Here is a 19167-nt window from a genome sequence, read left to right as displayed (position 1 = left end):
CGCATGCTTTTGCCGGGTAACTGCCGGGATCTGCGCGCTTTGGCCCGGGACCGGTATGCGGGCGCAAGCCGGCACGCTTGGGGCGAAGGCTGTCCGCCGTCAGGGAAATTACGGGGGGTTCGGCGGAGATGTGTATCTTTTCTCTGCCATAGTTACAAAATATAAAGACCACTGCGCCCGGATGCGGGGTATGCTCAATGAAGAGAGGGCATCCGCGTGTATCAGAACAATTTGATCTACAAGGGATACCGCTTGACCGCCAAAGTAGCCAGACACACTGTCGAGGTTAACGAAGCCGCGCCGAGCGGCCCCTTATTCCAGGCAACCGTTTCGGTGGTTCAGGCCGATTCCATCCAGGATACGGGTGACGAGTACCCCGTACCGTATTTTGCCGACGGCGGTTTCGTATACAGCCCGCGCGAAGCGGTGCACCAGGCAATCAGCCATGGCCGCGAAATCGTCGACGCGCTGATCGGGCTGCCAGCCTAGCGCTCCCCGAGGCCATCCCTGCCGCGTCGTCAAGGCCGCATCCGTGCGGTCCGCGCGTCGGCCGGCCGTTCAGGTCGCGAAGACTTCCTGCCAATCGCGGGTCTTGGCCAGCGTGCGCACGGCCGCCGATTGCTCCAGGATGGCGACCGCTTTCTTGAATTCCTCGGCCGTGGCGCCGTCCTCCAGTATGACCAGGCGGGCGTTGCGCGCATCGGCCATCTTCACATCCGACATCTTGCCGTGGGTCTGGTAGACCTGCGTCCAGTCGACTTTGCGGCCGGCCTTCAGCGCGATGGGTTCGATGTAGGTCATGGAAGTCGAGGTTGCCGAGCGCACCGCGAAGGCGAAGTCGGCGGTGTGCCCGCTGCTTCCCTGCGCCTTGGCGCCCTTGACCATGCGGTTCGCGCCGACGGCTTCGGCCAGGGTGCGTCCGACCTGGGCGCGAAAGCGCAGCCGGCTGAATTTGGGCATCCATTTCGCGCACTGGAACGACAGCGCCATGGCCAGCTTGACGGCGTCCCACAAGGCGTCCTGCAGCTGCTCGTTGGGGCCTTGCGCCACGATGGCGCCGGCCTTGTCGAAGCGGGCCAGGCTGACGCCGGGAGTCTGGTTCAGGACTTCCAGCCGCTTGGCCACCAGTTCGATGCCGAAGGTGGCCGCGTGCAAGGCGGTTTCACAGGCATCGGTGAGATAGAACGTGTGGGCGTCGGGATGGACGATGAAAAATGCGGCATGCTGGCCATCCAGGCCCAGCGTCATGGGAGAGATGGCGCGAATCGCGTGTTCGCCCGCGGGCTGGACGCTCCAGCCCGACGCTTGCAGGAAGTTGCTCATAGGATCAGTTCGATTTGGCGGCCCTTCAGCGGATGGGCGAAGCCGCCGGTCAGCGTCAGGTTTGCGCGCGGCAGGAAATAGTCGACCAGCACGCCGATGCTCTCCAGCGCGGGCACGACCGGTTCCGCGTAGCCTTCGCCGGCCTCGACCCAGATGTGCTGGTGGCTGCGATCGGCCAGCGCCTTGCGGAACTGCGGCAGGTTCTCGCCCACCATGCTGGTGTGGAACGAGTCATCGGTATCGACGCCGAACACGCGGTGCGGGCCGACGAACAGGCTGGCCCCGAAGGCTTCGGGCAGGAAGATGGTGGCCTGGCCGAACACGGCGGTACGCGCGCCGCGGTAGGTGATGCGAAAGAGGATGTCTTCGCGCACATCGCCCTTGAGCCGGCACGCGCAGCTGAATTCCTGCCATTGCGAGTTGCTGGCGGCCGGCTTGTGGGCCCAGCTGATGGGCTTGGTGGTCTCCTTGGGTTCCGCGAGGATTTCCTGCACCTCGTCCGGCGTGATCAAGGGTTCGACGTTGTTGGCCATGGGCACTCTATTGAATTCGAAAATGCGGCGGCGCCCATGTATGGCGCGCGCAAGCAACGGCATATGCGGTTGCGAGGGGGCGTAATCTTACAAGACAGAGGCGGGTAAGATCGAATGGCTGTATGGGCATACAGCCATTCGCGCGCCCGGGGGCGAAGCCGTGCGCGCTAGAGTTGCGCCGCGCCGAAGGTGTCGCACTGGCGCAGGTCGCCGCTTTCCAGGCCGCGCTTGAACCAGCGCACGCGCTGGGCCGACGAGCCGTGCGTGAAGGCGTCGGGCACGACATAGCCCTGGCTCTTCTTTTGCAGGGTGTCGTCGCCGATGGCGCTGGCGGCATTCAGGCCTTCCTCGATGTCGCCCGATTCGAGGATGTTGCGCGCCTGGTCGGCGCGTCGCGCCCACAGGCCGGCGAAGCAGTCGGCCTGCAGTTCCATGCGCACCGACAGGGCGTTGGCCTGGGCCGGATTGCGCTGGCGCAGGCGGTCGACCTGTTCGGACACGCCCAACAGGTGCTGCACGTGGTGCCCCACCTCATGGGCGATGACATAGGCCTGGGCGAAGTCGCCCGGGGCGTTCAGGCGGCGCTCCATTTCGTCGAAGAAGCCGAGGTCGATGTACACCTTGCTGTCGCCGGGACAGTAGAACGGGCCCATGGCGGCCTGGCCGGTGCCGCAGGCCGTGGGCGTGGCGCCGCGAAACAGCACCAGCTTGGGCGGCACGTAATTGCGGTTGAGGCTTTGCGTGAAGATGGCGCCCCAGGTGTCTTCCGTTTCGCCCAGGACCTTGGCCACGAAGCGCGCCTGCGGGTCGTTGGCCGGCGGCGCGCCGGCGGGCGCCTGCTCGTAGGTGGCGGGGCCTTCGGCCATCTGCAGCACCACGGAAGGGTCGATGCCGAAATACATGGCCACCAGCGCAAGCACGATGGTGCCGATGCCGATGCGGCCCTTGCCGCCCAGCCGGGGCCCCGCGGCGCGCCGATCTTCGATGTTCTGGCTTTCGCGCGAGTCGTCCATGCGCATGGGGTGTCTCCTGCCGCGCGCACGTGCGCGCATACTCGATCAAGAGTGTTAGGATAAACCCATGGCCCTGCTTCTGACACTACATCCCGCGAATCCGCAGCCACGCTTGATCAAACAGGCTGCGCAATGGCTGTCCGACGGCGGGCTGGTGGCCGTGCCGACCGACTCCAGCTACGCCGTGGTGGCGCCGCTGGACGACAAGGCGGCCGCCGATGCGCTGCGGCGCCTGCGCGGCCTGGACGAGCGCCACCATCTGACCCTGCTGTGCCGCGACCTGGCCGAGATCGGCCAGTTCGCGCGGGTCGACAACAAGCAGTACCGCCTGCTCAAGGCCGCCACGCCGGGGCCGTGGACGTTCATCCTGGAAGCCACCCGCGAAGTGCCGCGCCGCGTCTCGCATCCGTCGCGCAAGACCATCGGCATCCGGGTGCCGGCGCACGCGGTGGCGCTGGCGCTGCTGGAGCAGGTGGGCGCGCCGCTGCTGTCGACCACCCTGATTCCCAGGGACGAGGAAGACGCGCTCAATGACCCCGAGGCCATCCAGGAGCGCTACCAGCACGAACTGGCGGCGGTGATCGATGCCGGGGCCTGCCCGCAGACGCCCACCACGGTGGTCGACCTGACCGGCGCCGAGCCGGCGGTGCTGCGGCGCGGCGGCGGCGATCCGGCGGAGCTCGGGCTGGACTAGCCCGGGACGGCAGGCCGCCGTCCGGCCTGGCGTTGCGCGCACTACAATGCGTCGCTATGAATGAAATCATCCAGCTCATCGCGATCTACGCGATTCCCGTGATCTTCGCGATCACGCTGCACGAGGCCGCGCACGGCTACGTGGCGCGCATGTTCGGCGACCCGACGGCCTACCAGGCCGGCCGCATCAGCCTCAATCCCATGCGCCACATCGATCCGGTCGGCACGCTGCTGGTTCCCGCCGCCATCCTGCTTGCCTCCAAGCTGATGGGCGGCGCCGGCCTGCTGTTCGGCTGGGCCAAGCCGGTGCCGGTGGATTTCGGGCGCCTGCGCCGTCCCAAGAAGGACATGCTGTGGGTGGCGCTGGCGGGCCCCGCGGCCAACCTGCTGATGGCCATCCTGTGGGCGCTGGCGATCCGCCTGTATTTCGAGGCGGGCGTCCAGGAGGGCTATTGGTTCGAGATGGCCCGCGCGGGCGTCAACGTCAATCTGGTGCTGATGGCGCTGAACCTGCTGCCCATTTTGCCGCTGGACGGCGGACGGGTGGTGTTCAGCCTGCTGCCGCAGCGCCTGGCGTTCCAGTACGCACGGATCGAGCCTTACGGGCTGGTGATCGTGCTGCTGTTGCTGGTGACGGATGCGCTATGGGTGCTGATGCGTCCCGTATTAGGTCTGGGGGCCGAAATCGTCAGCTGGTTTTTATAAGATTCCGGCCAATATCCGGTAAACTCGTTAGTTTGATTGATTGAGGTCCGGCCAGACAGGCGCCGGGCCGCGGAGCCCGATAAACATGGCATCCTCAGCACCTGCCGCAACCGTGCAGTTCCAAGGCAGTTTGGTGGCCCTGGTCACCCCGATGCAGCCCGATGGCAGCCTCGACTACGACGCATACCGGTCCTTGATCGACTGGCACGTGGCCGAAGGCACCGATGGCCTGGTGGTGGTCGGCACCACCGGAGAATCTCCTTCCGTTTCGATGGAAGAGCACGCCGAGCTCATCCGCGTGGCGGTCGAGCACGCCGCCGGCCGCATTCCGGTCATCGCCGGCGTGGGCGCCAACTCCACCGACGAAGCCATCCATCTGGCCCGCCACGCCAAGGCGGTCGGCGCGCAGGCCGGCCTGTCGGTCGTGCCGTACTACAACAAACCCAACCAGGAAGGCATCTACCGCCATTTCCGCGCGGTGGCCGAGGCGGTCGATCTGCCGACGGTGCTGTACAACGTGCCGGGCCGCACGGTGGCCGACATGTCCAACGACACGGTGCTGCGCCTGGCCGAAGTGCCGGGCATCATCGGCATCAAGGAAGCCACTGGCGACATCGCCCGGGGCGCCTTGCTGCTGCGCGAGGCGCCCGCCGGCTTCCAGGTGTTCAGCGGCGACGATCCGACCGCCGCGGCCCTGATCCTGCTGGGCGCGCGCGGTAATATTTCGGTGACGGCCAACGTGGCGCCGCGCCTGATGCATGAACTCTGTACGGCGGCGCGCGGCGGTGACGTGCCGCGCACGCGTGAACTCAATGCACGGTTAGCCCGTCTCAACAAGGCCTTGTTCATCGAGGCCAACCCTATCCCTGTCAAATGGGCGCTGGCCCAGATGGGCCACACAGCGCTTGGTTATCGTCTGCCGATGGTCGAGCTGAGCGAGCAGTACCACTCGCTGGTACGTACCGCCCTGCAGGAAGTGGGTCTGCTCTAAATATCGTGAGGATGCGTATGAACAAACGTCATGCCGGAGCGTCGGCATTGATGGCCCTGGCATTGCTGGCGGGCTGCAGCGATGTCAACCAGTTGCTGGGCAATGAAGAGTCGGTGGATTACAAAAGCACGCGGCGCGGCGACCCGCTCAGCATTCCACCCGACCTGACCCAGGCCAACAACGATCCGCGCTACAAGGCGCCTGCCTCCGGAACCGCGACCTACTCGCAATTCCAGCAGCAGGGCCTGCAGCAGCAGGCCAGCGCCGGCCAGAATACCAACGTGCTGCCGGAGCGCGCGGACATGCGTGTCGAGCGCGACGGCGACCTGCGCTGGCTGGTGATCGAGCGGCCGCCCGAGCAGCTGTTTCCCAAGGTGGTCGATTTCTGGACCGACACGGGCTTCACGGTCTCGGTCAACAATCCGCAGGCTGGCATCATCGAGACCGACTGGGCCGAGAACCGCGCCAAGATTCCGGAAAGCTGGCTGCGCCAGGTGCTGGGGTCGGTGCTGGAGACCGCGTGGGATAGCGGCGAGCGCGAGAAGTTCCGCACGCGGGTCGAGCGCGTCAATGGGCACACCGAGATCTACATCACGCACAACCAGATGCTGGAAAAGCGTGTCGGCTCGGATGGCGGCCAGGTGCAATGGACCCACGGCAAGGAAGACCCGGGCCTGAACGCGGCCATGCTGGCGCGCCTGATGGTGTACCTGGGCACCGACGTGGATGCGGCGCGCAAGCTGGTGGCGCAGGCCGAAGCGGCCCCGCAGGCGCCCAAGGTGCAGAGCGTGCGCGCCGAAGGCGCGATGCTGGTGGTCGACGAGTCGTTCGATCGCGCCTGGCGGCGCGTGGGCGTGGCCCTGGATTCGGGCGGCTTCGCGGTCGACGATCGCGACCGCAGCGCCGGCGAGTACTTCGTGCGCTACGTGGATACCGACACGGGCGCGCAGAACGAGCAGCCGGGCTTCTTCAGCCGCCTGTTCTCCAGCGACAAGAAGGCCCAGGCGCCGCAGTACCGCATCCGCCTGACGGGCTCCGGCACGCAGACGCAGGTCACGGTGCTCGACGCCAACGGGCAGCGCGACAGCAGCGCAACCGCCCAGCGCATGCTGAGCGTGCTGAAGGACAAGATGGTCTGAGTCCCTTCGTCTCCTGACGCCGCGTAGCGGCACAAAAAAACCGGCAAGCCGCAAGGCTTGCCGGTTTTTTTTGGCTGGCGCGAGAACTCAGGGATAGACGACGGAAAAGCCGACGTAGCTGGTGATCTGCGCCGCGTCGACATCTTCGTTGGGTTTCTTCACGTACGAGGCGAGATAGCGCAGGGTATAGCTTTTGGTGGTGTTGCCGCCGTTGGTGACATCAGTGCCCGTGAAGGTTTGCGCGGCTTGCGTGGTTTCGTCGGTGCCCATGCGGATGTGCTGGCCGTTGAGGTTGGCCAGGCGGAATTCCACGCCCTTGGCCTTGGTGGCGGACGACACGGTGCTCAGGTTGCCGTTGCCGGATGCGTTGTAGGCCTGCTTGTAGGCGATCAGATCGCCGGTGTCGTAGTTGGTGGTGATGCCGGGCTCGAAATACAGCTTGAGCGCGCCCAGCGCCTGGGGGCATTCCTTCAGCCTGATGTCGAAGGGCGTGGCGCCGGCGGTGTCGCCGTCGTTCCTGAGCGCGTTCTTGGAAATCTTGGGCAGTTGCACGACCTTGATATGGTTGGGGGCGCTGGGCTCTTCGATGACGCAGGTCTGGTCGGAGATGCTGCCGGTGATGACGATGGTGCCGTCGTTGGCCAGCGCCGGCAGCACGGGCGAGGCGGCAAGGATAAGCGCGGTGCGCAAGGCGGGGTATGAAAACTTGGACATGGTGATTCTGAGACTGAGGGGTGCCGTCATGTGCTTGGCGTCGGCATCAGAATATTAGGTCCGGGGGGGGGGGGGGGGGGGCTGATGGTTGTGTGGGAATTTGCCGGTAATCGCGCCAGATCGGCGGGCGGCTTCGCGCAATGAAAATGGCCTCCGTTACCGGAGGCCATGAGCATGCCTGCCCGCGGGCGAGCATCCCGACGGCGTGCCGGCCGGCACGGGGGCTGGCCGGCGGGGCCGCGAATCAGGACGACGGCGTCGTGGCGCCGCCGGAGCTGCCCGGCGCCGGTTCGGCGGGCGAGGGAGCCGGCGCAGGCGCGGGCGCGGGGGCCGAAGGAGCCGGGGCCGTCGTGGCCGGGGCGCCGTCGCCAGCGGGGGCGGCCGCGTCTTCGTTCTTGTTGCAGGCCGTGAGGGCGACTGCCATCACCGAAGCCAGAATCAAGGTTTTGCTCATCATGGTCGACACTCCTGTTGATGACGATTTCGTGGCCCCATTAGGGGAAACCAGTAGTCAGGCTACAGGAATCATTCAACGGCTGGCGTTTGGAAATTAAAGCGGTCGCATCCCAAATGAAACAACCCTTGCGAGCGTGTGTGTGATCTATCAAGTTGTTTCCGCGGCTACAGGGTTGGGAGCGTTATGTATCGAATAGACGCATTTAGGTGTCCGGATCGTACCGAGAGGCGCCCTGACTGGCGCCCTGACTGGCGCGCCTGCGCAACACTCGCGCCCGCGTTCAGGGCTGATAGCGCAGCCAGCCGGCGTCCAGCCAGTCGGCCAGGCAGCTGCGCGCTTCGTCGCTCAGCCTGGCGCAACGCGGGTCGTCGCAGGCCAGCGCGCGGGCATCCGCCAGGTGGCGCAGCGCGGGTTCGGCCGCGACGCTGGCGGCCTCGCCATTGATGAACAACTGGCGGCCGCGGTAAAGCATGCGGCTGCGCCTATCCAGCACGAGCGCGCCGCTCGCGGGCCAACTGTCTTCCAGGTCGACTTGATCGCCGCCTGTGTCGAACACACTGAGCTGGCTGGGCTCGGTCAGCCAGCAGCCCAGGAAGCGCGCCGCCAGCGCCTCGTCGAAGCGCAGGCGGTCCAGCGTCGCCAGCGTGGCCTCGACCAGACCGTCCGGTACGGCCGCGGGATGCGCGACGGCGGGCTGGCCCGGGTCGCGGTACAGCCCGTCCAGGCGCGCGCCCGGCAGGGGCGGCTCGCCATACGGGCCGCCCAGCAGGCCGACGCGCGCCATGACCTGGTCGGCCGCCGCTTCGAGCAGGCCGCGTGCCAGCATGGCCTGCGACGGTGCGCGAAACCCGATCGAGATCGTCATGCAGTCGCCGCCTTCGGCCACGCCGTCGTGCGCGGCCTGTGGCGGCAGGTAAAGCATGTCGCCCGGTTCGAGCACATGTTCTTCCTCGGGCTCGAACCGGCTGAGGATCTTCAGCGGCAGGTCCGGCTGCAGCGACAGGTCTTTCTGCCGGCCGTAGCGCCAGCGGCGGCGCCCGCTGGCCTGCAGCAGGAAGACGTCATAGCTGTCGAAGTGCGGCCCCACGCCGCCGCCATCGCCGGCCACGCTGATCATGATGTCGTCCAGGCGCGCGTCCGGAATGAAGCGGAACTGCTGCAGCAGGGCGCTGACGGCGTCGTGATGCAGGTCCACGCTCTGCACCAGCAAGGTCCAGTCCGGTTCGCCCGCCTTGGGCAGGCGGGCGAACGGGCCGTTCTCCATGTTCCATTGGCCTTGTTCGCGCCAGATCAGTCGCGCTTCGACGTCGTCGCGGCGCGCCATCTGGCGCAGGGCGGCGATGCTGACCGGCGGCTTGAAGCCGGGGATGGCCTGGCGGATCAGCAAGGGCTTGCGCTGCCAGTAGCGGCGCATGAAGTCGGCGGGGGCAAGCCCGCCCAGCAGGGCGAGCGCGGTGGCAGGGTTCATGTCAGATGCTGTTTGAGGCGGTATAGCGCGTCGAGGGCTTCGCGCGGGGTCAGGCTGTCGGGGTCGATGGCCGCAAGCTGGTCGCGCAGTTGCGCCAGCGCGGCGGCATCCTCGGCCTGCTCGGTCATGGCCTGGCTTTGCACGTCCGCGTCGAGCGCCGCGGCGAACAAGCCCAGCTGCGGGGTGGGCGCGCCCTGGGCTTCGAGGCGTTCGAGTTCGCGCGAGGCCTGGCGGATGACCGCGGCGGGTACGCCGGCGCGCTGGGCGACCTGGATCCCGTAGCTGCGGCTGGCCGGGCCTTCGCGCACTTCGTGCAGGAACACGATGCCGCCGGCCGACTCGGCCGCGGCCAGGTGCACGTTGGCCGCGGTGGGCTGTTCGGCGGGCAGGCGGGTCAACTCGAAGTAGTGGGTGGCGAACAGCGTGAGCGCGCGGTTGTGCGTCAGGAGGCGGTACGCGATGGCCCAGGCCAGCGCCAGGCCGTCGTAGGTGGACGTGCCGCGGCCGATTTCGTCCATCAGCACCAGGCTGGCCGGCGTGCTGGCCGCCAGGATGGCGGCCGCCTCGGTCATCTCCATCATGAAGGTGGAGCGCCCGCCGGCCAGGTCGTCGGCCGCGCCGATGCGGGTGAAGATGCGGTCGAGCCGGCCGACGCGCGCGCGGGTGGCCGGCACGAAGCTGCCGGTGCGCGCCAGCAGGGCGATCAGGGCCACCTGGCGCATATAGGTCGATTTACCGCCCATGTTGGGGCCGGTGATCAACAGCATGCGGCGGGTCTGGTCCAGGCGACAGCCGTTGGGCGTGAAGCGTTCGATGGCGCGCTCGACCACGGGATGGCGGCCTGCCTCGATGTCGATCTCGGCGCCGTCGATCAGCTCGGGGGCGACCCAGTCGTGACGCCGGGCATGTTCGGCCAGCGCGGCCAGCGTGTCCAGTTCGGCCAGGGCGCTCGCGCACTGGGACAGGGGGCGCACATACTGCGCCAGCGCGTCGAGCAATTGCTCGTACAGCCATTTTTCGCGGGCCAGCGAACGGTCCTGTGCCGACAGGACGCGGTCTTCCCAGGTCTTGAGTTCAGGCGTGATGTAGCGCTCGGCGTTCTTGAGGGTCTGGCGGCGCCGGTAGTCCTCGGGCACCTTGTCGGTCTGGCCCTTGGAGACTTCGATGTAGAAGCCGTGCACGCGGTTGAATTCGACGCGCAGGTTGCCGATGCCGGTGCGTTCGCGTTCCCGCGCTTCCAGTTGCACGAGGAAATCGCCGCCGTCGGTGGCCAGCGCGCGCAGTTCGTCCAGTTCGCTGTCGAAGCCGGCGGCGATGACGCCGCCGTCACGGATGGCCACCGCCGGCTCGCTGGCGACCGCGCGTGCCAGCAGCTCGCCGATGTCCGGCGGCATGGCCAGCTGCGCGGCCAGCTCGCGGGCGCGCGGCGAGCCGGACAGGGGCGCCAGGCTGGCGTGCAGGGCAGGCAGGGCGACCAGGGCGTCGCGCAGGCTGGCCAGCTCGCGCGGGCGCACCGAGCGCAGCGCCACGCGGGCGGCGATGCGCTCGATGTCGGGAAAGGCGTTGAGCGCATCGCGCAGCGTCTCGAGCAAGCCCGCCGCGGCAAAGGCCTGTTCGCCTTCCTGGCGCGCGGTCAGCATGGTGGCGATGGCGTGTTGGCGGGCCAGCACCGGTTCGTTCTCGCGCAGGGGGTGGTGCAGCCAGCGGCGCAGCAGCCGGCTGCCCATGGGCGTGCGGCAGCCATCGAGCAGGGAGAACAGCGTGGGCGATTCCTCGCCGCTCAGGGTCTGGGTCAGTTCGAGGTTGCGGCGCGTGACCGGATCGAGCAGCACATATTGTCCCGGGCGTTCGGCCGCGATGGTCTGCACGTGCGCCAGCGCCTGCGACTGGGTGCGCGCGGCGTAGCGCAGCAGGGCGCCTGCCGCGCACACGGCGGCCGGCATGTCCTCGACGTCGAAGCCGCCCAGGCTGTCGGTCTTGAAGTGCGCCAGCAACTGGGCGCGCGCGCCGTCGGCTTCGAAATGCCAATCGGGCACGCGCGTGCGCGCGCCTTCGAAGGCCATGTGCAGCTCGGCGCTTTCGGCCTGGATCAGTTCGGCCGGCGCGATGCGATGCAGTTCGGACTCGAGCTGGCCGGGCGCGCACTCGGTGACATGGAAGGCGCCGCTGGCCAGGTTGAGCCAGGCCAGGCCGGCGCGCGGTTCGCGCTTGCCCGTGACGCAGACCGCCGCCAGCGCGCGGTCGGCCTTGGCCGGCAGCAAGGCTTCGTCGGTCAGGGTGCCGGGCGTGACGATGCGCACGATGCGGCGCTCGACCGGCCCCTTGGCGGCGGCGGGATCGCCGATCTGCTCGCAGATGGCGACCGATTCGCCCAGCGCGACCAGGCGCGCCAGGTATTGCTCCATGGCGTGCACGGGAATGCCCGCCATCGGGATCGGCGTGCCGTTCGAGTTGCCGCGCTTGGTCAGTGTGAGGTTGAGCAGGCGCGCGGCGCGTTCGGCGTCTTCATAGAACATCTCGTAGAAGTCGCCCATGCGGTAGAACAACAGCAGCGGTCCGGCCTCGGCTTTGAGGCGCAGGTATTGCTGCATCATGGGAGTATGGCCGGCCAGGGCGTCGCCGGTCGTTTGCTTTGGTGTGGAAGACATAGGCAGGATTGTATCGGGCCGCCCGCGCTGTCCGCCATGCGGCAGGCGCCGGGCCGCCATGGTGTCGCGCGATGACGCATTGCGCAACATCCGGTGCTGTGCGCCGTTTCTTCCCTGTGCTCAAATGAATCAGCCGGCGGCGCAGTGCGCGCACGAGGCGCGTCCGGTCGGCGGCCAGCAACCGTACAAGGAGCAACGCCATGTCGAGCCACGTCTACAAGCAGATTGAGTTGGTGGGGTCGTCCACCGTGTCGTCCGATGATGCGATCGCCCAGGCCATCGCGCGTGCTTCCGATACGCTGCGGCACCTGGATTGGTTCGAGGTGACCGAGACGCGCGGCCACATCAAGGACGGCAAGGTCGCGCACTGGCAGGTGAGCCTGAAGATCGGCATGCGGCTCGAGGCCGACGACTGATGCCGGCCTGCGCGGCGCGCGGCGCGCGTTGCGCAGTTGTTGCACACGCAGCCTAACCCTATGGCGGGTAAGGCTTTTTTCTTCTTGTCAGAACACTGTCAAGAGGTTTGTCCACATTTGCCGGGGATAACATCGGGCGGTGCCCGGCGGCGCCTTGCAGCCCCGCCGGATGGCCGCGCGGCGCAGCATGCCTGCGCGATTCTTGCCCTGCATGGGCAAGGCCTTGATCGGCAAGGCGTTTTCGGATCTGCCCGCAAGCTGTCCTCACGCTTATCCACAGTTGGCGGGGACAACTATGATGCGGCGCGGGGCAGGCTGGGCCATTTTTGATCACCGTTTGCATGTCGATGATTCGATTGGTGATTTCCAGGCTGCCCCAAGGCTGTCCTCAGTGTTTTCCACATTGGACGGGGATAAGCGGCGGGTGTGTGGGTAACTCGCCGCGCGCGGGGGCCTCAGCCCGCCAGCCGGGTGACCCAGGCCACATAGCGATCGAGCCATCCCTGCAGGAACTTGCGCGTGTCCTCGTTGGTGATGTTGAACTGCTCGTCGATCAGCCCTTCCTTGAATTGCAGGAACACTTCCGGAGTGGTGAGCACGTTCACGCCTTCGGCCGCCAGGATATTGCGCAGGTGCTGCTGCGCCATGGCGGTGCCGGCGGCGCTGGGCGAGGTGCCGACGATGCCGGCCGTCTTGCCGATCCAGCTGTTGTGGCCCCACGGGCGCGAGCCCCAGTCGATGGCGTTCTTGAGGGCGGCGGGAATGGAGCGGTTGTGCTCGGGCGTGACGAACAGGATGCCGTGGGCATCGGCGATCTGCTGCTTCAGCTTGGCCGCCGGGGCCGCCATGTCGTTTTCATGGTCCTGGTTGTAGAGCGGGACGTCGCCCAGGCTGACATGCTCGAACTCGAAGTTGGCGGGGGCCAGTTTCTCCAGCGCGCGCGCCAGGCGCAGGTTGAACGATGCGGCACGCAGGCTGCCGACGAAGACAGCAATTTTGTAGGTACTCATGGCACACGGACTCCAGGGGTGGGGAATCGCCAGTGTAGACCTGTCGATGTGACCGCTCAACGGCAGGCCGGGCGGGCTCGCGCGCTGCACCACGATGGGGCCGGGGCGAGGGTTTTCACCAGGATGGGGGGCCAGGCGGTGCATGGGGGCCGGCGCCTGCCGGGATGTTGGCGCGCTCCGTGGGAGGAAGAGCTGGCACGCCGTTTGCAAGGAGGGGGAGGAGGGCGGCCGAGGCGTTGGGCCGGGCCGCCGCAGCCAGGAGTGCCATGATGTCCGCCGTGCCCGTTTCCCTTCCCGTCACGATGCTGGTGACCCGCCATATCTCGCCTGACCGCTACGGGGATTTCCTGGCGTGGATGCGCCAGGGAGAAATCCTGGCGGCCGGGTTTCCGGGATTCCTGGGCTCGGGCGTGCTGCAGCCGCCCGAAGGCGGCGACCAATACCAGATCGTGCTGCGCTTTGACAGCGAGGCCAGCCTGGCCCGCTGGGAGCAATCGCTGCCGCGTCGCATGTGGCTGGAGCGCGGCGCGGCGCTGGTGCGCGCCAGCCATGCGCGCCGCGTCACCGGCATGGACAGCTGGTTCGGCGCGCCAGCCGGCGCGCCGCCGCGCTGGAAGCAGGCGGTCAGCATCTGGCTGGTGTATTTCCCCATGCTGCTGCTGTTCAGTACGGCGCTCGACGCGCAACTGAGCGCGCTGCCGCTGTTCTGGCGCGTGCTGGCCACGACCCTGTGCATGACGCCGGTGCTGTCGTTCCTTTGTATTCCGCTGGTCACCCGCGTGCTGCGCGGCTGGCTGCATCCGCGCGCCGTCGGCGCGGCCGATTGAGCGCAAACTGACGTTTTTCTGAATCCCAAACGAAAATTGTTTACACTTGCATCCGCAAATGGAACCGTGCGGCCGGCCAGCGGGGCGGCCGGCTGATAAGGGAGAGTGTGGATGCGTAAATTGTTGCGGAAGACCGTGCTGGCGTTGGCGCTTGGCATGGCGACGCCCTTGGCCGTGGCGGCCGCCCAGCCCAAGGCGGTCGTGCAGACCTATTCGGATATCGCGCTGGCGGGCTACCAGGATGCGCTGGCCTCGGCGCAGGCATTGCGCACCGCCATCGACGCGCTGATCGCCGCGCCCAGCGCCCAGACGCTGCAGGCGGCGCGCCAGGCGTGGCTGGCCGCCCGCGTGCCGTACCAGCAGACCGAAGCGTTCCGCTTCGGCAACCCGGTGGTCGACGACTGGGAAGGGCGCGTCAACGCCTGGCCGCTGGACGAGGGCCTGATCGACTATGTCGATGCCGCCTACGGCACCGAGAGCGACGCCAATGCGTTCTATACGGTCAACGTGATCGCCAACGCCAGGATCTCGGTGGGCGGCAAGACCATCGACGCCAGCAAGATCACGCCGCAGCTGCTGTCCGAGGTGCTGCACGAGGCCGACGGCAACGAGGCCAACGTGGCCACTGGCTATCACGCCATCGAGTTCCTGCTGTGGGGCCAGGACCTCAACGGCACGGGCCCGGCGCCCAAGGACCGCACCGGCACGCCGCAGGAACGCCACGCCGGCGATCGGCCCCATACCGATTTCGATCCCCGGCAGTGCACCGGCGGCAATTGCGAGCGCCGGGTGCAATACCTGAAGGCCGTGACCGATCTGCTGGTCGACGATCTGCAGGAAATGGTCGATAACTGGAAGGCCGGCGGCGCCGCGCGCAAGGTGGTCGAGGAGGATCCCAAGGCGGGCCTGATCGCCATGATGACGGGGCTGGGCAGCCTGTCGTATGGCGAACTGGCGGGCGAGCGCATGAAGCTGGGGCTGATGCTGCACGATCCCGAGGAAGAGCACGATTGCTTCTCCGACAACACGCACAATTCGCACTACTACAACCAGATCGGCATCCGCAACGTATACCTGGGCAACTATGCCCGCATCGATGGCAAGACGGTGTCGGGGGCAAGCCTGTCGGATCTGGTCAAGGCCAAGGATGCCAAGCTGGATGCCGAGGTAAGGGCCAAGCTGGATGCCACGGTCCAGGCCATGGAAGCGATGAAGCAGCGCGCCGAGACGGTGGAAACCTACGACCAGATGATCGCCCAGGGCAATAAGGAGGGCAACGCGGTGGTGCAGGCCGCCATCGACCGCCTGGTCGACCAGACCCGCAGCCTGGAGCGGGTGATCGCGGCGCTGGAGCTGGGCGACATCGAGCTCGAGGGCTCGGACAGCCTGGACAAACCGGACGCCGTATTCAAGTGAAATCCGCGCTAGTCGTTGTACTGGCGGCGCTGGCGCATGGCGCCGGCGTCGCTGCGCCGGGCCGCACCGATCTGTCGGCCGAGGACCTGGCGCGAGTGCAGGCCATCACGGCGCCCACCGCCGATTTTTCGGCGGCGGAGTCGTTCGAGACCATGCAGGCCGGCGCCGCGACGGTCAAGAAGCTGCTCAACGCCGATATCTTTTCGCACCCCTCGGCCAACATGACGTTCGAGGGCCGCCAGCGCTTTCAGGTCGGTAACGGGCTGTTCCGCAAGCTGTGGGTGTCGGCGCCGGCGTCCACGCAGGCCTCGGACGGCCTGGGGCCGCTGTTCAACGCGCGCTCCTGTCAGGCTTGCCATGTGAAGGATGGGCGCGGCACGGTGCCGGGCTTCGACCCCGATCCGCTCGAGCGCAGCGACGCCGTGGCGCTGTTGCTGCGGCTTGCGGTGGAGCCATCCAGCGAGGCCGAGCGGCGCCTGCTGGCCGAGGGCAAGGTGCCGTTCCTGCCCGATCCGACCTACGGGTCGCAGTTGCAGAACTTCGCGGTGGCGGGCCTGCCGGCCGAAGGCCGCCTGGAGATCGAATACGAGCCGGTGAGCGTGGCGCTCAATGGCGGCGAGACCGCCACCCTGATGAAACCCGCCTACCGGATCGAGGATCCGGGTTACGGGCCGCTGCGCCCGGATCTGCACTTGTCGCCGCGCCTGGCGCCGCCCATGATAGGGCTGGGCCTGCTGGAGGCCATCCACGAAGCCGATATCCTGGCCAACGCGGCTGCCGATCATGGCGATGGCGTCAGCGGCAAGCCGAACTGGGTGCGCGACGTGCGCACCGGCCAGAAGGTGCTGGGCCGTTTCAACTGGAAGGCCGGCCAGCCTACCGTCGAGCAGCAGAGCGCGGCCGCGTTCTCGAATGACATGGGCCTGTCCACGCCGCTGTTTCCCAGTCATTTCGGCGATTGCACGCCGGCGCAGGCCGAGTGCTTCAAGATGCCGCATGGCGCGCAGCCCCATCTGGGCGAGCACGAGGTGCCGGGGCATTTGATGGATTTCGTGACCACCTATTCGACCAACCTTGCCGTGCCGCAGCGGCGCGACGCCGACGACGAGCGCGTGCTGGCGGGCAAGAAGCTGTTCTACCAGGCCAACTGCGTGGCCTGCCACGTGCCCAAGTACGTGACGCGGCGCGACGCGGCGCAGCCCGAGCACCGCTTCCAGCTGATCTGGCCGTACACCGACATGCTGCTGCACGACATGGGCGACGGGCTGGCCGACGGCGTGTCCGAGGAGCAGGCCAACGGGCGCGAATGGCGCACGCCGCCGCTGTGGGGGATCGGCCTGACCCGGCTGGTCAACCCGTCGGCGACCTGGCTGCACGATGGCCGCGCCCGCACGCTGCTGGAGGCCGTGCTGTGGCACGGCGGCGAGGCGCAGGCGGCGCGCGATCGCGTGGTGGCGATGTCGCCCGGCGAGCGCGCCGACCTGATCCGCTTTCTGGAGTCGCTGTGAGCGCGGCGCAACGTTTGGAGTGTTTGGCCATGCTGCATGGATTGATACCGCATCGCTGGCGCCGAGCGGGCGCCGCGCTGGCGCTGGCCGCTGCCGCAGGCGGCGCGCAGGCCGGCTTGCCGGCCGACCTGGGCACGCGCCTGGCCGATGGCTATGCGCGGCCGGCTTTCGGCCGGTTCGCCCAGGCTACGCAGTCCCTGAACGAGGACCTGGGCAAATGGTGCGCGCGGCCCGACGCGGCCGGGGCCGCGCAGGTCCGCACGGGTTTCGCGCAGGTGGCGCGCGCCTGGGCCGGCGTGGAATTCCTGCGTTTCGGACCGCTGGTGCAGGGCAATCGCTACGAGCGGCTGGCGTTCTGGCCCGATACCCGCAACGTGATGGCGCGCCAGGTGCAGGCCGCGCTGGCCGCAGCGGATCCGGCGCTGCTGGCGCCCGGCGCGCTGGCCGGCCGCAGCGTGGCCTTGCAGGGCCTGCCGGCGTTGGAGTTCGTGCTGTATGGCGAAGCCGGCCTGCTGCAGCAGCCCGATGCGCCCGGCTTTGCCTATGGCTGCCAATTGGCGCATGCGATGGCGCGCAACGCGGCCGGGCTGGCCGGCGAGCTGGCGCAGGTGTGGAGCGCGCAGGGCGAGTTCGGCCGCCAGTTCACCCATCCGGCGCCGGCCAATGATCTGTATCGCAGCCCGCAGGAAGTGGCGGCCGAGGCCGTCAAGGCCTTGTCGACCGGCCTGCAGTTCGCGCGCGACGTCAAGTTGCTGCCGGTGCTGGGCGAGAGCGCGGCGGCGGCGCGGCCCAAGCGCGCGGCGTTCTGGCGCAGCGGCCAGACGGCCGCCACGCTGGCGGCCGGATTGCGCGGCATGCGCGCGTTCTACGAGGCCGGCGGGTATCCGCTGGGCGACGCTGGCTGGATCGACGCCACGGTGAAGAGCGAGCTGGACCAGGCGGCCGGCGCCGCCGAGCGGGCCCAAGGGCCGGCCGAGGCGCTGGCCGAGGACGGCGAGCCGCGCGATGCGCTGGCGCTGGCCGCCCTGGTGATCAAGAACGCCAAGGACGTGGTGGACCAGAACCTGGCGCCCGCCGTCGGCGTGACCATAGGATTCAATGCCCTCGATGGAGATTGACCGTCGCGCCTTCCTGGCGCTGGCGCTGGCCGGCGGCGCCGCACCGCGCGCCCTGTGGGCAACCACCCAGGCCGATCCGCTGTACCTTGCCGCGCGCCGGCGCGGCGAACGGTACGAGGCGGTCGTGCTCGGCCCCGATGGCCGCGACCGCCTCGCCGTACCGATGCCGGCGCGCGGGCACAGCTTCGCGCTGGACGCGCCGCGCCGCCGCGCCGTGGTGTTCGGCCGCCAGCCGGGGTTCTTCGCGGTGGCGTTCAGCGTGGATGGCGCCCGACCGCCGCTGGCCCTGGCCGCCGCGCCGCAACGCCACTTCTTCGGCCATGGGCTGTTCCTGCCCGATGGGCAGCGCATGCTGGCGACCGAGAACGACTACGAGGCCGGCCGCGGCGTGCTGGGCGTCTACGACGCCTCGGCGGGCGGAGGCTACCGGCGCCTGGGCGAGTTCGACACCGCCGGCATCGGCCCGCACGAGGCGCTGTTGCTGCCCGACGGCAAGACCGTGTGCGTGGCCAACGGGGGGATCCTGACGCACCCCGACTACGGCAAGCTGGAACTGAACCTGGACAGCATGCGCGCGTCGCTGGCCTACCTGGACGCGAGCGACGGCCGATTGCTCGAGAAAGTGGAACTCGATCCGGCGCTGCATCGGCTGTCGATCCGCCATCTGGCGGTGGCCGCCGATGGCGCGGTCTGGTTCGGCTGCCAGCACATGGGGCCGCAGTCGGAGCGGCCGGCCCTGGTGGGGCGCCACCGGCGCGGCCGCGCCATCGAGCTGTACGCCGGACCGGCCGAGACGCTGCGCGGCTTTCGCAATTACATCGGCTCGGTGGCGGCGGGCGATGGCGGCCGGGTCATCGCGACTTCCAGCCCGGTGGGCGGGCAGGTGGCGTACTGGGACAGCGCCACGGGGCGCTGCCTGGGCGTGACGGCGCTGGCCGACGGCTGCGGGGTGGCGCCGCTGGAGACGGGCGGCTTCCTGATTTCCAGCGGGCTGGGCGCAATGGTGCACGGCGGGCCGGATGGCGGCGCGCAGGCCATGCTGGAGGCCGGCGGCCAGGTTTCCTGGGACAATCATCTGCGCCGCTACGCGGCCTAGTCCTGCGGCCCGGCGCGTGCGTCATGGGCGCGCCGGGCCGCGTCTGATAGAGTCTGCGCTATTGGCGCCGCGCCGCCGCGCGCGCGAATCTT

The 19167-nt window shown here is 68.2% G+C and carries 19 protein-coding genes; 11 read left to right on the top strand and 8 right to left on the bottom strand.

Annotation, left to right across the window (positions count from 1 at the left end):
• Positions 1–216: 216 nt before the first annotated feature.
• Positions 217–489 carry a hypothetical protein gene (locus tag EL288_RS15875; RefSeq protein ID WP_003809939.1) on the top strand — a complete coding sequence of 91 codons (273 nt, stop codon included), beginning with the start codon at positions 217–219 and terminating at the stop codon, positions 487–489.
• Positions 490–558: 69 nt separating this feature from the next.
• Here the strand turns inward: EL288_RS15875 and EL288_RS15870 are convergent, their stop codons facing one another.
• The 3 genes from EL288_RS15870 to ypfJ all read right to left on the bottom strand — a co-directional run bounded on the left by EL288_RS15870 (position 559) and on the right by ypfJ (position 2875).
• Positions 559–1323 carry a hypothetical protein gene (locus EL288_RS15870; RefSeq protein WP_003809941.1) on the bottom strand — a complete coding sequence of 255 codons (765 nt, stop codon included), beginning with the start codon at positions 1321–1323 and terminating at the stop codon, positions 559–561.
• A complete protein-coding gene (locus EL288_RS15865; protein ID WP_015039333.1) occupies positions 1320–1919 on the bottom strand; it encodes a hypothetical protein in 600 nt (199 codons plus the stop codon). Before EL288_RS15865 ends, EL288_RS15870 begins: the two co-directional genes overlap by 4 nt.
• 104 nt (positions 1920–2023) lie before the next feature.
• A complete protein-coding gene (ypfJ, locus tag EL288_RS15860; RefSeq protein ID WP_010928448.1) occupies positions 2024–2875 on the bottom strand; it encodes a KPN_02809 family neutral zinc metallopeptidase in 852 nt (283 codons plus the stop codon).
• A 61-nt stretch (positions 2876–2936) separates the two neighbouring features.
• On the opposite strand from ypfJ, the gene EL288_RS15855 reads away from it, so the two are divergent.
• The 4 genes from EL288_RS15855 (at position 2937) to bamC (ending at position 6397) form a co-directional block, all read left to right on the top strand.
• The gene (locus EL288_RS15855) at positions 2937–3563 is read left to right on the top strand and encodes an L-threonylcarbamoyladenylate synthase (RefSeq protein WP_126621985.1); all 627 of its coding nucleotides are present in this window, start codon (positions 2937–2939) and stop codon (positions 3561–3563) included.
• A gap of 56 nt (positions 3564–3619) precedes the next feature.
• Positions 3620–4267, top strand: a complete 648-nt coding sequence (locus tag EL288_RS15850) for a site-2 protease family protein (protein WP_033447056.1) — start codon at positions 3620–3622, stop codon at positions 4265–4267.
• Positions 4268–4352: 85 nt separating this feature from the next.
• On the top strand, positions 4353–5258 hold the full coding sequence (gene dapA / locus EL288_RS15845) for a 4-hydroxy-tetrahydrodipicolinate synthase (protein ID WP_003809954.1): 906 nt from the start codon (positions 4353–4355) through the stop codon (positions 5256–5258).
• A gap of 11 nt (positions 5259–5269) precedes the next feature.
• A complete protein-coding gene (bamC, locus tag EL288_RS15840) occupies positions 5270–6397 on the top strand; it encodes an outer membrane protein assembly factor BamC (protein ID WP_003809956.1) in 1128 nt (375 codons plus the stop codon).
• A gap of 87 nt (positions 6398–6484) precedes the next feature.
• Here bamC and EL288_RS15835 read toward each other — a convergent pair whose 3' ends face one another.
• The 4 genes from EL288_RS15835 to mutS form a co-directional block, all read right to left on the bottom strand.
• Entirely contained in the window at positions 6485–7111 is a 627-nt protein-coding gene (locus tag EL288_RS15835) for a fimbrial protein (RefSeq protein ID WP_003809958.1), read from the bottom strand.
• A 244-nt stretch (positions 7112–7355) separates the two neighbouring features.
• Positions 7356–7568 (bottom strand): hypothetical protein, encoded by a 213-nt coding sequence (locus tag EL288_RS15830; protein ID WP_049806325.1) that lies wholly within the window; start codon positions 7566–7568, stop codon positions 7356–7358.
• Positions 7569–7848: 280 nt separating this feature from the next.
• Positions 7849–9036 carry a ribosomal protein uL16 3-hydroxylase gene (locus tag EL288_RS15825; RefSeq protein ID WP_010926219.1) on the bottom strand — a complete coding sequence of 396 codons (1188 nt, stop codon included), beginning with the start codon at positions 9034–9036 and terminating at the stop codon, positions 7849–7851.
• Positions 9033–11684: a DNA mismatch repair protein MutS gene (gene mutS, locus EL288_RS15820; protein WP_408609281.1), complete on the bottom strand. Its 2652-nt coding sequence runs from the start codon at positions 11682–11684 to the stop codon at positions 9033–9035. The genes EL288_RS15825 and mutS overlap by 4 nt, the downstream gene beginning before the upstream one ends.
• A gap of 200 nt (positions 11685–11884) precedes the next feature.
• On the opposite strand from mutS, the gene EL288_RS15815 reads away from it, so the two are divergent.
• Positions 11885–12100, top strand: coding sequence for a dodecin (locus EL288_RS15815; protein ID WP_003809966.1), 216 nt, complete (start codon positions 11885–11887; stop codon positions 12098–12100).
• Positions 12101–12555: 455 nt separating this feature from the next.
• On the opposite strand, the gene EL288_RS15810 is transcribed toward EL288_RS15815, so the two are convergent.
• Positions 12556–13110, bottom strand: coding sequence for an NADPH-dependent FMN reductase (locus EL288_RS15810; protein ID WP_003809968.1), 555 nt, complete (start codon positions 13108–13110; stop codon positions 12556–12558).
• Between the two features lie 266 nt (positions 13111–13376).
• Here EL288_RS15810 and EL288_RS15805 point away from each other — a divergent pair, with 266 nt between their 5' ends.
• The 5 genes from EL288_RS15805 (at position 13377) to EL288_RS15785 (ending at position 19075) form a co-directional block, all read left to right on the top strand.
• The gene (locus EL288_RS15805; protein ID WP_080561920.1) at positions 13377–13937 is read left to right on the top strand and encodes an antibiotic biosynthesis monooxygenase; all 561 of its coding nucleotides are present in this window, start codon (positions 13377–13379) and stop codon (positions 13935–13937) included.
• Positions 13938–14048: 111 nt separating this feature from the next.
• Positions 14049–15353 (top strand): imelysin family protein, encoded by a 1305-nt coding sequence (locus tag EL288_RS15800; RefSeq protein ID WP_010926278.1) that lies wholly within the window; start codon positions 14049–14051, stop codon positions 15351–15353.
• Positions 15350–16861, top strand: coding sequence for a di-heme oxidoreductase family protein (locus EL288_RS15795; RefSeq protein ID WP_003809974.1), 1512 nt, complete (start codon positions 15350–15352; stop codon positions 16859–16861). The genes EL288_RS15800 and EL288_RS15795 overlap by 4 nt, the downstream gene beginning before the upstream one ends.
• Before the next feature lie 29 nt (positions 16862–16890).
• Complete coding sequence (locus EL288_RS15790; RefSeq protein ID WP_126621984.1) at positions 16891–17979, top strand: imelysin family protein; 1089 nt, start codon at positions 16891–16893, stop codon at positions 17977–17979.
• The gene (locus EL288_RS15785; RefSeq protein ID WP_003809978.1) at positions 17969–19075 is read left to right on the top strand and encodes a DUF1513 domain-containing protein; all 1107 of its coding nucleotides are present in this window, start codon (positions 17969–17971) and stop codon (positions 19073–19075) included. The genes EL288_RS15790 and EL288_RS15785 overlap by 11 nt, the downstream gene beginning before the upstream one ends.
• Positions 19076–19167 lie beyond the last annotated feature (92 nt).

The organism is Bordetella bronchiseptica (assembly GCF_900636925.1).
GTDB lineage: Bacteria > Pseudomonadota > Gammaproteobacteria > Burkholderiales > Burkholderiaceae_B > Bordetella > Bordetella pertussis.
Note: the sequence above shows the minus strand (reverse complement) of the source record. Positions and strands in the feature narration are given on the sequence as shown.